The 16,617-nt window shown below is 37.4% G+C and carries 13 protein-coding genes; 2 read left to right on the forward strand and 11 right to left on the reverse strand.

The genetic code is table 11. The features are described 5' to 3' along the window. Positions 1-198: 198 nt before the first annotated feature. Positions 199-1,863, reverse strand: coding sequence for a peptide ABC transporter substrate-binding protein (locus MKY34_RS01950; RefSeq protein WP_342513580.1), 1,665 nt, complete (start codon positions 1,861-1,863; stop codon positions 199-201). 465 nt (positions 1,864-2,328) lie between these two features. Here MKY34_RS01950 and MKY34_RS01955 point away from each other — a divergent pair, with 465 nt between their 5' ends. After that, a complete protein-coding gene (locus MKY34_RS01955; protein WP_342513581.1) occupies positions 2,329-3,432 on the forward strand; it encodes a Xaa-Pro peptidase family protein in 1,104 nt (367 codons plus the stop codon). 226 nt (positions 3,433-3,658) lie between these two features. Here the strand turns inward: MKY34_RS01955 and MKY34_RS01960 are convergent, their stop codons facing one another. The 10 genes from MKY34_RS01960 to MKY34_RS02005 all read right to left on the reverse strand — a co-directional run bounded on the left by MKY34_RS01960 (position 3,659) and on the right by MKY34_RS02005 (position 14,597). Then, on the reverse strand, positions 3,659-4,717 hold the full coding sequence (locus MKY34_RS01960; RefSeq protein ID WP_342513582.1) for a dipeptide ABC transporter ATP-binding protein: 1,059 nt from the start codon (positions 4,715-4,717) through the stop codon (positions 3,659-3,661). Continuing rightward, on the reverse strand, positions 4,710-5,708 hold the full coding sequence (locus MKY34_RS01965; RefSeq protein WP_342513583.1) for an ABC transporter ATP-binding protein: 999 nt from the start codon (positions 5,706-5,708) through the stop codon (positions 4,710-4,712). Before MKY34_RS01965 ends, MKY34_RS01960 begins: the two co-directional genes overlap by 8 nt. 17 nt (positions 5,709-5,725) lie before the next feature. Next, positions 5,726-7,039 (reverse strand): aminotransferase class III-fold pyridoxal phosphate-dependent enzyme, encoded by a 1,314-nt coding sequence (locus tag MKY34_RS01970; protein WP_342513584.1) that lies wholly within the window; start codon positions 7,037-7,039, stop codon positions 5,726-5,728. 11 nt (positions 7,040-7,050) lie between these two features. Beyond that, complete coding sequence (locus MKY34_RS01975; RefSeq protein WP_342513585.1) at positions 7,051-8,250, reverse strand: hypothetical protein; 1,200 nt, start codon at positions 8,248-8,250, stop codon at positions 7,051-7,053. Beyond that, positions 8,247-9,194 carry a succinylglutamate desuccinylase/aspartoacylase family protein gene (locus MKY34_RS01980; RefSeq protein WP_342513586.1) on the reverse strand — a complete coding sequence of 316 codons (948 nt, stop codon included), beginning with the start codon at positions 9,192-9,194 and terminating at the stop codon, positions 8,247-8,249. Before MKY34_RS01980 ends, MKY34_RS01975 begins: the two co-directional genes overlap by 4 nt. Positions 9,195-9,460: 266 nt before the next feature. Then, positions 9,461-10,366, reverse strand: coding sequence for a nickel transporter permease (nikC, locus tag MKY34_RS01985; RefSeq protein ID WP_342513587.1), 906 nt, complete (start codon positions 10,364-10,366; stop codon positions 9,461-9,463). Between the two features lie 11 nt (positions 10,367-10,377). Next, positions 10,378-11,358 carry an ABC transporter permease gene (locus tag MKY34_RS01990; protein ID WP_342513588.1) on the reverse strand — a complete coding sequence of 327 codons (981 nt, stop codon included), beginning with the start codon at positions 11,356-11,358 and terminating at the stop codon, positions 10,378-10,380. A 54-nt stretch (positions 11,359-11,412) separates the two neighbouring features. After that, positions 11,413-12,996: an ABC transporter substrate-binding protein gene (locus MKY34_RS01995; protein WP_342513589.1), complete on the reverse strand. Its 1,584-nt coding sequence runs from the start codon at positions 12,994-12,996 to the stop codon at positions 11,413-11,415. A 20-nt stretch (positions 12,997-13,016) separates the two neighbouring features. Then, a complete protein-coding gene (locus MKY34_RS02000; protein ID WP_342513590.1) occupies positions 13,017-14,108 on the reverse strand; it encodes a Xaa-Pro peptidase family protein in 1,092 nt (363 codons plus the stop codon). A 168-nt stretch (positions 14,109-14,276) separates the two neighbouring features. Then, complete coding sequence (locus MKY34_RS02005; protein WP_342513591.1) at positions 14,277-14,597, reverse strand: DUF3870 domain-containing protein; 321 nt, start codon at positions 14,595-14,597, stop codon at positions 14,277-14,279. Positions 14,598-15,232: 635 nt separating this feature from the next. Here MKY34_RS02005 and rpoN point away from each other — a divergent pair. Continuing rightward, positions 15,233-16,540 (forward strand): RNA polymerase factor sigma-54, encoded by a 1,308-nt coding sequence (rpoN, locus tag MKY34_RS02010; RefSeq protein WP_342513592.1) that lies wholly within the window; start codon positions 15,233-15,235, stop codon positions 16,538-16,540. The last annotated feature ends 77 nt before the right edge of the window (positions 16,541-16,617 follow it).

The raw sequence follows: 16,617 nt of genomic DNA on the forward strand, positions 1-16,617 counted from the left end.
GGCGGTCTTTGCCACAGAGTCAGCTTGACTTATGACCCGAGCATCTGGCGCCCGGAGCCTAGACGAGAAATCTCTATATGCTAACTTATCCACAGTACGAGATTTTATAATTTCCTAAGCTAAAATAAATCTGCCGTATCTCTTAAAAGTACATACATGCTAATAAGAGATACGTACGGCAAATTTGATACCACTAATTTATTCTTCTATCGTGACCCATTGATAAGAATACGTATTCTTCGCATGTGCGACAAAACCTTTTACATGAGGTTTAACAAGACGAGAAGAACCTGCTTGGTACATTGGCGAAATAGCTGCCTGCTGCCCAATTAGAATATCCTCAGCTTCCTGTAGTTCTACAGTACGTTGATCATTATCCGAGAAGTCTACCATTGCTTTCTTGACAAATTGATCAAATTGATCATTTTTGAAATCCTGCCAGTTGTAAGGCCCATCTGATAAGAATACGGACAAGAATTCAACTGGATCCGCAATGTCATTTCTCCAACCAGAGTGCGACAAATCATAATCCTGTACATCTTCCAATGCTAGTTTTTGCTTGTTTGGTTGCTGATTAATCGTTATTTTCAAGCCAGGAAGATTTTTTTCCAATTGGTTTTTCATGTACTCTGCAACAGATTTTCTTTGTCCATCGTCATAACTTAATAGTTCCAATGACATTTCACTTATTCCAAGTTCTCCAAGACCTTTTTCCCAAAGTTCTTGCGCTTCTTCAACTGTTCCTTTGTTTAAATCCCCGAAGCTGTCCCTAAAGTCCCCACCATTCGTTGTCTCTACGAAGCCTGGAAATACGAGCCAATAAGCAGCTTTTGAACCGTTCTTCAAAATGGATTCAGCAGATTGCTCCTTATCCCACCCCATGTCAATTGCTTTGCGGATATTGACATTTGCCAAGTGCGGATTTTTCTGATTCATACGTAAAAAGTACACTTCTGATTTAAGTGATGTTGTATATTCCGCGTGGTCTTTATAAACATCTACAAATTCCGATGATAAAGTCGCAACATCAATTGTGTCAGTCTCATACAGATTCACTTCAGTCGCAGTATCTTTTGCAACTTTAAAATTAACTTCATCAAGTTTTACAGTATCTGCATTCCAGTATTTCGCATTCTTTTTCAATACCCACTTCTGATCATGCTCCCATGAATCCAAAACAAACGGTCCATTTGTAATCAAATTTTCAGGCTCAAGTGCGTATTGCTCTCCTTGCTCTGCTACAAACTTTTCATTTTGAGGATAGAAAACTGGATGAGCAAGAAGTTCAGTGAAGTAAGGCACCGTGTTGTCCAATTGCACTTCTAATGTAGATGCATCAACTGCTTTGACACCAAGCTCATCTACTTTTCCATAAAGTTCACTGTCAGGATCTTGTATTGGTGCAGCATTTTTTACTGGTCCCATTAAATATGCGTGGGGTGAAAAGGTTTCCGGATGCATGTTTCTTTTCCAAGCGTAAACGAAGTCATCAGCAGTTACGGGTTCATCGTTACTCCAAACTGCCTCCTTCAAATGGAATGTATAGGTGCTTCCATCTTCGCTTACATCGTATGTGTCGACGATACCTTCTACAATATTGTCATCTGCATCTAGTTTGAAAAGGCCTTCATAAAGATTTTGCAATATCGTTTCGGATAATCCATCCATCTGCCCATTTGTTTTAAGCGTTGGGATTTCTCCAGCCGCCGCTAAGTGAAGTACACTCGCTTTTGCCGTCTCTTCACTCTTTCCTTCCCCCTTACTCTCTTCCTCGTCAGCTGGCTTTTCTCCACCGTAACATCCAGCCAATGCAACCAAGCTTGCTAAAATTAGTGTAAAGAGCCACGTAATTTTCTTCTTCATCGTTTGTCGCCTCCTAAGTTAGGTTAGTTTACAAATGGAATTCCTTAAATTTCACCCAATGTATCCACTTGCATTCATGACGGGTAATTATAAAAACGACTGTCTAATTTTTGTGAATAGAGTGTAAAATATTTTAGAAGAGACTAAAAATTTATACAACTGTTCACACCTTGAAAGTAGTTAAACCTATTCGTTTATGTACAACTCTGTCTTGTACACTTTATTTGCAAACAGACTAAAAGCAGTTTTCTCACTCCACCCCCATATTACTGATTTTTCTGTCATTTAAACCTGTGAATATACACCTCAAACTTTCCGTAAGCAAAGCCTGTGAGTCCCCCCTTTATTATTCGGTAGATAACTATAATGCAAGAATTATGCCACAATGTCTCTTCCACTTCTTCTATTTATATGGCATAATTCTTGCATCATTATTTATTATAAAACCTTAAGGAGGAATCTCTTTTGACAACTATCTACGAAACAAGACGAGCACTATTAAAAAAACATCTTATCGACAACAATATCGATGCAGTCATGATTACTGCGCCGGCAAATGTTTACTACTATACGGGCTTCAATTCGGAACCTCATGAACGATTTATGTCTATTATTATTGACACGCGTGCAGATGAGAACTATTTGTTCGTGCCTGCTTTAGATAAAGATGCAGCTATGCAAGAGTCTGATATTACGAAGGTTATTCCAATTTCAGACGAACAAGTACCTTTTGACATTGTTCAGCAAACAGTTGGTGACATTGCTAAGACTGTAGGCATTGAGGCAAAGGCACTTAGTTACGACCGCTATACGAGCTTGCTAACAGTTTATCCGCATGTCCAAGTTATCGATGTTCAACCGTTCATCAATACACAAAGAATGCGTAAATCCCAAGAAGAAATCGGACAGCTTAAGAAAGCGATTGAGATTATTGAACAAGTACTAGCAGAAGGGGTTAAAAAAGTACGTGTGGGTATGTCTGAATCAGAATTGACGGCAGAACTGGAGTTTTTGATGCGCAAATTTGGTGCAGACGGTCCTTCTTTCTCAACTATCGTGCTGACAGGCGAAAAAGCGGCTTTGCCACATGGTTCTCCTGGCGAACGTAAAATCCAAAAAGGCGATTACCTGTTGATTGATTTCGGGGTTATCAAAGATGGTTATTGTTCCGATATTACACGAACATTCATTATCGGCGAAGCTTCCGACAAACAAAAAGAGATTTACGACATCGTTTTACAATCAAATGAAGCAGGCATTAACGCAGTACAAGCAGGGGTTCCTTTAAAAACATTCGACATTGCTGCAAGAAACGTCATCATTGATCAAGGATATGGCGACTATTTCAATAACCGTGTCGGGCACGGCTTAGGCATTGAAGTACATGAAGAGCCTTCAATCCATCAAAATAATGAGCAGCTGGCTGAAAAAGGACTGGTCTTTACGATTGAACCGGGTATTTATATTCCGGAGCATGGCGGGGTGCGAATTGAAGACACTGTTTACATCAATGAAAAAGGGGAAACTGTCGTATTGAGCTCATTCCCAAAACAACTGCAGATTCTTTAACTTATACATGAGAAGGTGCTACCCAATAAGTTGAATCTTGACTAATAGCAATCAAATCCCCCCGAGAATGTTGACCTGACAGCATTCTCGGAGGGTTTTCATATTCTCTACTAAATTAGCAACTTCAAGACAACGACCTATCACCATAGCAACTTTTACAATTTAAAATAAAAGGTATCTTTCCTTCAAGTAATTCGAAGAAAAAATACCTTTTTGTCCTTTTAAGTTATCCGTAGACCTCTTCTTTCTTTGCAACAACTCGATTTTCAATATGGGGATTATCCTCATCCGACATCTCTTTTTCATTATATAAATGACATGCTACAAATTGTTCAGATTTCGCTTCTTTCAACATAGGTGCAACACTTTTACATTGCTCCATGACCAATGGGCATCTCGTATGAAACGAACAACCACTTGGCGGTTTTGCCGGGTTTGGTACATCCCCCTTCAAAATAATCCTTTCTTTTTGAATTTCGGGATTAACTTCGGGGGCAGCAGAGATCAACGCTTGTGTATATGGATGTAATGAACCTTCGAATAGCTTCTTAGTACTAGATATCTCTACTACTTTTCCGAGATACATAACCATTACTCGATCGGAAATATGTTGAACTACCGACAAATCATGCGTAATAAAAAGATATGTCAAATTAAATTCATCCTGTAAATCTTTCAACAAATTTATGACTTGCGCTTGCACAGATATATCTAGGGCAGATACAGGTTCATCTGCAACAATTATTTTTGGGTTTAATATTAATGCACGTGCTATTCCGATTCTTTGTCGCTGTCCGCCACTAAATTCATGCGGATATCTTTCAGCATATGTTGGATTTAATCCTACAGCATTAAGTATAGAGTCGATTTTCTCTTTTCTTTCTTTTTTACTGCCAATCCCATGAACTTTTAACGGTTCCAAAAGAGTCCTTTCTATGGACCATTTAGGATTCAGACTTGCATAAGGATCCTGAAAGACCATTTGAATGTCTCTTCTCATCTTCTTCATTTCTTGCTTATTCAACGACTCCATTCGTTTTCCGTCAATCTCCACAGAGCCGTCTGTTATTTGAAATAGTTGGATTATCGCCCTAGCCATCGTAGACTTCCCGCATCCACTCTCACCAACTATCCCTAGCGTCTCTCCCCTTAAAACCTCAAAACTGACATCATCAACAGCTTTTACTGCATATTCTTTACTAGATTTAACGCCTTTTTTAATGGGGAAATATTTTTTTAAGTTCGTTACCTTTAATACCACATCTTCTGTCTTCCCCTTAGCCATTGTGAACAACCCCCTCTCTTTCATAGCTCCAACAAGCTACCTCACTTTGATTTTCTGTAGTAAAGAGTGGTGGTTGTTCGTTGCGACATTTGTCAAATGCGGAAGCACATCTATCCGCAAACCGACAACCTCCTCCCCACATTTTAGGGGGAGGCACTTGTCCTGGGATATATGGCAATCTCGACTGCGGTTGTGCATTTTTAGGTAGTGAAGCAAGTAGACCTTTTGTATATGGATGTTCAGGGTTAGATAAAACACTTCTAACCTCTCCACGTTCCACAATTTTACCCGCATACATCACTACAACTCTTTCACAAACTTCCGATACAACACCTAAATCATGGGTGATTAAAATCATGGCCATATTGTTTTTTATTTGTAGATTTTTAAGCAAATCCAATATTTGAGCTTGAATCGTAACATCTAGTGCGGTTGTAGGTTCGTCAGCTATTATTAATTTAGGTTGACAGGCAATCGCCATTGCAATCATAACTCTCTGCCTCATACCGCCAGATAATTGATGTGGATAACTGTCAGCTATTTCCTCAGCCCTAGCAATCCCCACTTGTTCAAGCAAATTAATAATAATGGTATATCTTTGGGCTTTATCCATTTTCTTGTGAATTTTCAACGATTCCTCAATTTGGTTACCTATTTTATAAACCGGATTAAGAGACGTCATTGGCTCTTGAAAAATCATTGACATACTATTTCCTCTGATTTCCCTGAAGCCCTTCTTACTCATGTTCCCTAAATCCATTCCGTCATATAAAATCGATGTAGCTTTTACTTCTCCTGGTGATTTAACTAACCCCATGATAGATAATGAAGTTAAACTTTTTCCACAACCTGATTCGCCAACTATCCCTAATGTTTCACCTTCATACACTTCAAAGGAAATATTATCTACCGTTACAATGGATTCTTTCTTGTTTCTAAAGCTAGTAGATAAATTTTTAACGTCTAAAATTTTTCGTTTCAAATTTATCACTCCTTAAAATATAGACATTATTTTTTCACTAATGTTAAAACGTCAAGGCTTTCATCCATTAATTTCACTAAATCATTAAGCTCCTTTTCACCATGTGCGAGAGAAATTGCATGGTGCAGCAAGAAGTTACCTGAACAAAATACATTCTTCTCACTTAAAGCAGCAGTAAACTTTTGATACGCTTCTTTATTTGTCACCGCAGCCTCCCTATAGTTTCTCGGGGCACTTTCAGAGAAATACCAATGGAAATGTCCGCCCTTTCCTTCCATAATTGCCGAAATATTTTTGGACTTAGCACTTTCATTAAACTTTTGAATTAAGATTTCAGTTCGTGTATCAAGCGTTTGTAAGACGTTTTGAGATTCATATATTTCCATAAATGCTAATGATGCAGCTAATGAAACTTGATGGCCATTATACGTTCCTACAAAAGAACATGAACCAGGCCCTGGAGCCGCCTTTCTCATTACCTCAGCCCTACCTGCAACAGCTGATAAAGGATAACCATTACTGATTGCTTTACCGAAAGTAGAAAGATCCGGAGTCACTCCATAACGAAGTTGCGCCCCACCTTTAGATTCTCTAAAGCCAGTCAATAATTCATCAAATACTAAGATGATATTGTATTTCGTACAGAGCTCCCTTAGCGATTTTAGATACGCAATATCCGCTCGAACATACCCGATATCTATCATTGTTGGTTCAATGATCAAAGCGGCTATACGCTCATGATTCTCTGCTAGTAATTTCTCAGTTGCCTCAATATTATTAAATGGCAGCACAAGCGTACTATTCACAGTTACCTGTTTCAATCCAAGTGATCCTGGCAATGATTTTGGCTCGTGTGCTTCACCCGCCAAATCCAATGATGGCCATGTGCTGACATTGACCGCGTCATGCCACCCGTTGTAAGCACCTTCAATAACCGCAATATCACTTTTTCCTGTGTAAGTTCTAGCAATCATCATCGCATGCATAATGGCTTCCGTTCCTGTATTTGCGAACTTGACTTGTTCAGCTGGGGTAACAAGTTCTAAAAATTTCTTCGCTGTTTTCACACTCAATTCTGTTTCTACCCCAGTAATAATTCCAGTTTGTAAATAGCTACTCATCAATTCATTGAATTCAGTATTGTTATGCCCTAAAATGGCTGCGCCGTTCCCCATAATAATATCTAAGTACTTATTGTCATCAACGTCTGTCATATATGCACCATCCGCACTTTTAAAATAGATAGGATGCGGATCACGGAAGCGGCTATTCGAATGGACACCACCAGGTACGTAATCTTTAATGTCATTATATAAAGCAAGTGATTTATTATTTGGCATCTAAATTCTCCTTATCTAAATTTCTTTAACTCATTAAGAGTCAACATATTTTTGTATAGGTAATCGAAAAATTCCGGTTTTTCATTCGCTGAAAGTCTCTTGTATACTTCGCGGACACCTTCATATCCTCTAAAATAAGAGTAGATGAAGGGCCCTCTCAGCGGATGACTCATGAATCGTAACCTCGATTCAATCCATTCTTCCTGCCCAAAGGCAAACTCCTTCAGAAATTGAGAAATTTCATCTGGTGATTTTTTCAGTTCGTTTAGCTGGTAGGAAGAATTTATCCCCGAAATGGATTTGATTATCTGAATAATAGTTGAAATTTCATCGTTTATAGATTCATTCCAACCTATAAAGTCCAATCCATTATCTCCAATCCCTTCAAATATAGGGCTTGAAGCAGTATTCGTAATGACGAGGGCAGCGTCAGCAGGAATATTTCCTTTTTTGTATTCCATTTCCCTCATGTGTAGATGTGTTGTATGGCCTGGAAAAACTTCATGTGTTGCTAAATGTTTCAACGATTCATACGTATAGTCATAATCCCCATTAATAATCATCGTTTCGTTCACATAGTCGCAGTATGCGCTGAATGGGATATTGTGAGCAATCTTCACTTTAACTTGAACATCTTCAATATCCGGAAACATTTTTTCCATGACCTGCTGTTTTGCTTGTATAAATAAATGATTCAATGTAGATTCTATTTCTTGTGCAGGAACTAATCGATCTTGTGTCCACTTATGATAATTTGAATGGACATCTCCTCGAAGACCAATACTTTGAAATTTCTCCTGCAGCATTGCATGCAATTGTTCGCATTCTCTGCGTGTAATTGGGTTCTCATCAACAAACAAAAAGCCTCTCACTTTGGTACGGAAGTCAAAATCGTCTTTTCGCGACCATCTAACCAAGCTTATTAAACTATCAATTTGTTTAAGCATGTAATAGCTTCGCAACTCACTTGTAATTGCCCGGTATCCCACTTTTAAATCATTTAAATCAGCTATGATTGCTTCCCAGTCCGAATATTCTCTAGCCTTGATTTGTGTTAGGTTAACCGGAACTAGTCCCTCCGCATTTAACACAGCATCTGTACCATCTGTGTAATTAGATTTAAAGTAATTGTCTAGACCTTGAACGATACTCGCGTATTCCTCGCTTAAACGGAAGTCCTTGTCCTCATACATTATCAGAGGCTGTTTCATTTATTCGGCTCTGCCGTATCTAGATTCCCTATCATAAATGAATAATCACCTGGGTTTATCGTAGCCAGTAACCCTCTCATTTGAACAATAACATTCCGCTCGAATGGCGTTTCAATCGTTTCTACTAATTCAAATGTTTTCGGATTGTATATCTTAGCAAGCACTTGTTTTCCTACGATTTCTTTTCCTACGTAGTCAAAATCATATGCTGGAACTAATAATCCTCCATGTTCAGGTCGAATTAGTTTTATTTCAGTAAGAACCGTTTGATCCTCTTTTTTCACTGGTGTTCCAGGTATCATCTTCAAATGTTTCATACTATTAATAATTCCTTGTACGCCTCTTTCAATGTCTTTTTCAAAGTTCGGACCGCCACCGACTTCTACTGTTATACTTGGGATCCCTTTACTCATTGTGTAAGTAGCAGTCGTTCCTTCATATGGATTCGACGGACGATAAAGGAGTGGAAAATTGAATGCTCTTGAAAGTGACTCATCGTTTTGAATGTACACGTAGTCCACAATAGGAACTGCCCCGCCAGCATGCAAATCGATATAATACTCCACTTTGTCCAAAAAGTTCTTCGTAATACTATTAGCAAGCACTTCACTGATCCATCCCTTTTCTGTACCTGGGAAAAGTCTGTTTAAATTATTCATGTCCATAGGAGTATTACGCGATACACTTTCAAATGCTAAAGGATTTGCTATCGGTAATAAAAGCACTGTTCCACTTAGATTGGATTCATCTATTTGATCGTAAACTCTTCTTATGATCTCCGTTCCTATAATTTCATCTCCATGAATGGCAGCTGAAATTCCCAATATCGGCCCTGGTTGTGCTCCAGTGATTGTGTGTATTGGTAATGTCAATTTTTCTCCGTTTGATAAATGTGTTACAAATACCTCTTCGTATTTTCTTTCTGTTTTTGTTTGCACTTCCATTTTCATCTTCCTTCCCTTTTATCTTTTTTTGTTATGACTTTAAATTTCCCATTATTAAAAATAAGCTCACTTCTTTTGGAGGTTTCGAGAATCTGATTTACATATTCTCAGGAAAGATTCCACTTATCCATCTCCCCTAAATGGTCTATTCAAATCCCTCATAGCCAGCACCTCCTGTACTTACAGACTTTTTCTAGTACCCGTGAAAAGTTTAACAGACGGAATATTCAGTCATAAGGGAGTGAGAAACACTTAAGATTCATTTACTATCTCCTTTTCAACTTCGTATCCGTTAAATCTCTAATTCCATCTCCCAACAAGTTAAATCCAAGGACCGTAATCATGATTGCGATTCCAGGATATAGTGACAGATAAAAAGATTCTCTAATGTACTTCATTCCAAAAGCCAACGTCCATCCCCAACTCGCTTCCGGAGGTTGAATGCCTAATCCTAAAAAACTTAAGGTAGCTTCTGAAACAATTGCTACACCCAAACCTAACGTTGCAATTACAATAATAGGAGCCCAACTATTCGGCAGTATATTAAAAAAGATAATTCTGAAATCTGAAGACCCAATTGTTTTAGCCGCCTGAATATATTCTTCTTCTTTAATGGACAGCACATTTGCCCTTACTACCCGCGCATAGTTGGTCCAATATACAAGACCGAGCGCTAAAATTACGCTGTTAATACCAGGTCCCAATGAAGCAACCAAAGCAATCGCTAATAGAATTACAGGGAAAGATAGAAAAATATCAACGATTCTCATAATGATGCTATCAATAATCCCACCATAGTATCCTGCAATTAATCCCAGTGTCACACCTATACTCATCGAAATTAGAACAGCGAAAATCCCAACTTTCAAAGAAACTCTAGCTCCATATATTAATCTTGTAAATAAATCTCTTCCATATTGATCGGTACCTAAAATATGGCCGTTCTCTCCTGGTTTTAATAGCCCATTACTCATATTCATCTCGAATGGATCATGTGTCGATATGAACGGAGCAAATATTGCACAAACTATAACAATCGCTACAATTATTCCACCAAAAAAAACGGACTTACTTTGCCACAAATAATTGAATATATCGATAACCTTAATCTTTTTTACTTTGTGCAATTTAGTTTTTTTCGATTCTATGCTGCTGTTTGCTTCCATCTCCATTCCACCACCTACTACTGCTGTATTTTCGGATTTATTAAAGTGTAAAGGATATCAACTACTAAATTTATCAAAGCAAATACTAATGCGATTACTAAAACCGTTCCTTGAACTAATGGAAAGTCCCTTTGTCCAATTGCTGTAATCACTAGACGACCTATTCCCGGCCAAGCAAATACCGTTTCAGTTACGATTGCCCCGCCTAACAAGTTTCCGAATTGTAATCCCACAATTGTTACAATAGGAATCAAAGCATTTCTAAATGCATGTTTAATAACAACAAAGAAACCCTTTACACCTTTTGCTTCGGCTGTTCGAATATAATCTTCTTTTAGAACTTCCAACATGGCTGACCTAACCATCCTAGTAATAAAAGCAGCACTCATTAATCCCAATGCTAAAGCTGGCAATATGATATGCTTCAAACTATCTACTACATAATAGAGATTTCCTGTTTTTATCGTTTGAGCAATCGAGAAGAATAAAGGGTCACCACGTCCAAAAGATGGTAGCATATTTAGTTCTACAGAGAAGAACAAAATCATCATTAAACCTAACCAAAATACAGGAATAGATACACCTAATTGCGCAAAAAACATACTCGTATAATCTACCCATGAAAACTGCTTTACTGCTGAAATGATTCCTACCGGAATAGCAATTATCAGGGCAATTATTAAAGCAAGTGTTGCAAGTTCTAATGTTGCTGGCAAATGCTTCATTATAATATCAGCGACTGGCATACTCTGAAAGATAGAATCCCCTAAATCCCCTTTTACAAGTTTTAGTAAAAAAACGCCCAATTGGACAATAAAAGGTTCATTAAGTCCCATTTGTTCTTTGAATCTGTCTATTTCCTCCACTGTTGCATCTTGTCCTAATAAGGTCATCGCAGGATCGCCCGGTATTAAATAGAGTAGTAGAAAAACCAATACAGAAATCCCCAGCAAAACAGGAATCAGCTGCAGTATTCTTTTAAATATAAAATTGATCATTGTATCACTCCTAACACGGGAAAGGGATCTCCTTTCCCGAATTAAATATCAAGTTTACTCTGTTAATACCGCATTTCTTAATCCATACAGGTTACCACTTGCATTAGGGGTAAAGCCTTCTATACGTTTACTATACATCGCGATATAACCTTGATATAAAAGAACGTTATATCCAACTTCCTCCGTTACAATTTGAGCAATTTCATTGTATATTTCTTTTCGTTTTTCTTGATCCAAAGTTTCTCTTCCAGAGAGTAATAATGCATCGACTTTTTCATTATTGTATTTCCCATAGTTAGATCCACTTTGAGAATGAAATTGGTTATACATAGCCCTGTCTGGATCGAATAAGTTCAACCAACCCAAGAGTGCAATATCAAATTTCCCTTCCAACATATTCGTACTAAATGTAGGCCATTCGTTTGTTAATACCTCTACTTTTATGCCATTCTTCTCGAGTTCATTTTGCAAATACTCGGCAGTTTGAATTCGATTCGGATCCTCACTATGCGTAGAAATTTTTATTTCAAAACGCTTTCCTTCTTTATCGTAAAACCCATCACCATCTGTATCTTCCCAGCCCGCTTCTTTAAATAACTTCTTCGACATTTCAACGTCATATCCAAACACCGGTACGTCCTCTGTAAAAGCCCATGAAGCTGGAATCAATGGAGATAACGCCGGCGTATCCATGTCACGATAAATGCTTTTTGAAATGACTTCTTTATCTATTAAATGAGAAATCGCTTGTCGAACTTTCACATCAGATAACAATTCATTTTGATGATTGAAGTTCAAGTAAGTAAATCCTAAGCCCTGTGTTTCAACGACATTAAATTTATCATTTCCTTTTACTCTTTCAATATCTTGAGGAGATAGGGGTGAATGAATAAAGTCAATGTCGCCAGATTCTAATGATGCTACCCGTGTAGAATTATCTGGAATAATGTAATAAGTGATTTTTGATACTTTACTTTCTCCACCCCAATACGATTCATTTTTCTCGAAACTGATTTCACTGTTCTTTTCCCATTTCACCATTTTATAAGGTCCTGTCCCAACTGGATTCGAAGATAAACTCTTATCTTCTTTCTCGGCAATATGCTTCGGAACAATTCCTAGTTCAAGATTACTTAACAGTGGAGCATATGGACGGCTTAAATTGAATTGGACTGTATATTCATCTATAATCTCTACAGATTCAATTGGATCATAAAGCGCAAGCGATGGCGCTTGAAACTCTGGGTCTAATAATGTATCAAACGTATATTTCACATCCTCAGCAGTGAGTGGCTCTCCATCATGAAAATTCACATTTTCTCTTAATTTGAAAATCCATGTTTTTGAATCCGGATTACTCCACTCTAAAGCCAAAGAAGGTTCGGGTTCTAAATTATTAGATAGTCTAACTAACCCATCATAGACCAGCTCATTGACCCTTTTCCCTGCTGATTCATTCGTCAGCCTCGGGTCAGTGGAAACCGCATCAATATCCAATGCTACTTTAATTTCATTCGCTCCAGCTGAAGAACCCTCGCTACTTGTTCCTTGATTGGTATCTTCATAGCTACATCCTGAAATCACCATAACTACCGCAATCACTATCGCTAACCATCTCATCTTTTTTAAAGCAACCATCTTACTCCTCCTCTGTACGATTAATGAAATTCGAGTAACACTAAATCCTTGCTCGATTTGTTAAAATTCTCGTATCCATTTTCAGTTACGCATATCACATCTTCAATCCTCATTCCAAATTCACCTCTTGCATAAAGCCCTGGCCCTACCGTGATTACCATCCCCTCCTTTACTATCTCTTTGTTTTGGCTATGAATATTAGGTGACTCATACGCTTCTAAGCCGATGCCATGACCTGTACCATGTATAAATAATTCCTCGAGATTTTTTTTCTTGAGGTAATCCCTAATAAATAACTCAATTTCTCTTATTTCAATACCAGGCTTTATTATTTCTAAAACTGAGTTTTGGGCTTCCTTTAAATACTCGTAATAGGATAAGAACTTTTTGTCAGCCTCCGAAAAATAAAACATTCTCGTTGTATCCGAACAGTAGCCTTGATACTTTCCACCTAGATCAATCAATAAAGGTTTATTCATCTCTGTAAATCTGTAACTTGGAATATGATGCGGATTCGCTGTATTATCGGAACTAGCTATAATCGGATTAAAGGTCAGATGTGATACGTCATATTCTCTAAAAAAACCTTTTATGATTCGTTCAATCGACTCTTCAGTGTCTGGAAAGCTTTGTAATTGCACAATTTGATGCATGACAGCATCCGCAATTCTAGAAGATTGACGTAAGAGATTAATTTCTTCTGTCTCTTTAATTTCTCTTATTTTCTCAACACAATTTGATAACACCAGTTTTACATCTGCTCTATTGTTCACGATTTCTAGATAATCTTTTATGTTGAATGTTTGATCGATACCTCCATAACCGCCTGCGGGAAGCGCTTTCATTATTTCTACAAGTGGATTTTCTCCATCATTGTAATAATGGATTTTCATATTAGATACATGAATCACCTTATCGGAAAACATTTGATTAATAATCAGATGCATATCACCATTTGTTTTTACAATTACAGCACTGAGTCTTTTTCCTGTTTCTAAAACTTGACCAAATAAATATCTAATATTTTCTTTTGAACTAACTATTAAAAATTCAAAATTCAAATCTTCCATTGTATTCAAAGTAGCTAATATCCTACCGTCATTTTTCTTCATCCAATACCTCCCAATAAAAAAGAGCAGAACTAAAAATGCTTTGTTAGCATTTTTAGTTCTGCTCGGATTTAAAATTTTCATATTAAGAAGGGACACTTCTTAACAAAATCTTAAGCTAGCAGGCTGAATATTCAATATAATTAGATTATAATGCACCAACTTGAAAAGTCAACACCCTTTCATACTATTATAAATTAAATATTGATTGTAAGCATCTCTCATTGCCATTACTATAGCTTTCTTCCCCAAGCCAAAATATCTTCCCTCAAATATTTTTATTTGGTTATCAATACCTTGCGCTAAACAATGTCCTTTGAAAATAGAATCGATAAAATCAGAACACATACTCGTAATAAAAGTACTGGATGTTTTAATCACCTTATCAGTTTCCGGATCAATTTCAAATCCCACACCCATAACCCCGTATAAATTTTTTGCTGCCATGCCCTCAGGTAATCGTGAATATCCCGTACAGATTATTGTTGTCATTATCTACATTCGACTCCCCTCGATATATCTATATACTCAAACCACCTTAAGATTTTTTGTAAAAATAACTTTAAACTATCGTGTATTGATAATGAGCTAATAGGTACATCTTTTGATTTGCAATCATAAAGCATCGATTTAATGGTATTAAAAGGAACCCGAATCTTGTACAAAATCATTTAGGAACAATAATTGTCGCCATACTACAATCATCTATATTCAATCTTTTTATAACTATTGTTTAATCGCCTCTTCTCATCATCTTTTGTGCATAATTACTCGTGCAACTTTCGTGCCAAAAATATTGCTGTACTATTTTAAAAGTATACCCAATCTAAATATCCTTTAGATGGATATATTACTTGAATAACTAGATCTGAAAATGTGAATTTTTGATTCATTCTTAATCACGTCAATCAAAACAATATATATACGATTATTCAAATAGTGTAAATATTCTTTTTATTCATGTCAATCTTTTTTACATCCTATAAATTAAATAGACACTTGGCTATATACACCTTAGTTCGCAATCGTTTTCCACTATCTGAAAATTCTAATTCACTATCGAATTCCACCCCACACTATGTTATACTTTTGTAAGCGTTAACAATCCTTTAAAAGGAGGAATCCTTATGGAAATTGCACTCCAACAGCGGCAAGAACTAAATCTGTTAATGACGCTTGAGTTAAGGCAGGCTATTGAACTCTTACAATTTTCAACTTACGAGTTAGAACAATATATTCGACAGCAAGAGCTGGAAAATCCACTCATCGAGCTTAAAGAAAAAAAAGACAACAATTCTTATGAAGAGCGCTTAAATCGAAAAACGAGCTCTTTCGGATCGTCTGAAATGCCCCTTGATGCGATTCAAGGTAGCGAAAAAGATTTACGTGATGAAATGTTCGAGCATGCGAAGTTCATGTTTCCGGACAACGAGACACAAAAACTGCTGAGCTATCTCATTTATAACCTTGATGATAATGGCTATCTCCAAATCCACGATGCCGATGGGTATTTGAAGTTTGATGAACAAGAAATCGATAAAGGCATTCAACTACTCCAACAAGTAGGGCCTGCCGGGATAGGCGCTAGAAACTTAAAAGAATGCCTACTCCTACAAATCACCCATACATACCCAGAAAATGAGTTAGCAGAACGTTTGGTGAACGATCACCTGCAATTGATTGCAGATCGTAAATGGAATGCCATCGCTTCACATCTGAATATCACAATGACTGAAGTGAAAGATCTTTATGATTTCATTCAAACACTCAATCCAAGGCCATGCTCATTCACTGCCAATAGTTCCACAGAGTATTCGACGCCTGATATTGTTGTAGAATGGAAAAATGATGCATTCGTTTTCCATTTGAATGATGGCTATTTGCCTGCTATTCAGGTAAATAAAGATTATGCACATTACTTAAACGCAAAGGACGATATGTCCAAATATATCAACACACAGTATAAAAGCTATCAATGGCTACTCAGTAGCATTGAACAGCGTCGAAATACGATTATCAAAATTATGCATATTTTGCTAGAACAGCAAGAAGCATTCTTTAAAAATGGCCCGTCAGCACTGAAGCCTCTTACGCTAAAAGAAGTCGCAGAAGCCATTGATATGCATGAATCAACGGTTAGCCGTGCGACAACTAACAAAGTGTTGCAGACACCGTTTGGTTCTTTTGACCTCCGAATTCTTTTCACGTCCAAGCTTGAGACAACCGATGGCAACACCATTTCTCAAACAACCGTGAAAACATTACTGGAAAGCTTTATCGCACAAGAAAACAAGTTCAAACCGTATTCCGATCAAAAGATTGCGGAATACTTCGAAACTGAAAAAGGTATTACGATTTCTAGAAGAACTATCAGCAAATATCGTGAGGAATTAAGAATCCCACCTTCTAGTAAACGAAAGGAAATCCAAGTATAAACAAAAGCGCAGGGCGCCCGCTTGGGTGCGATAGGCATAAGGCCAGTCGACCGCGTCCACAGTACGAGAATTTTATA

This window comes from Sporosarcina sp. FSL K6-1522 (genome assembly GCF_038622445.1).
Classification (GTDB): Bacteria; Bacillota; Bacilli; order Bacillales_A; family Planococcaceae; genus Sporosarcina.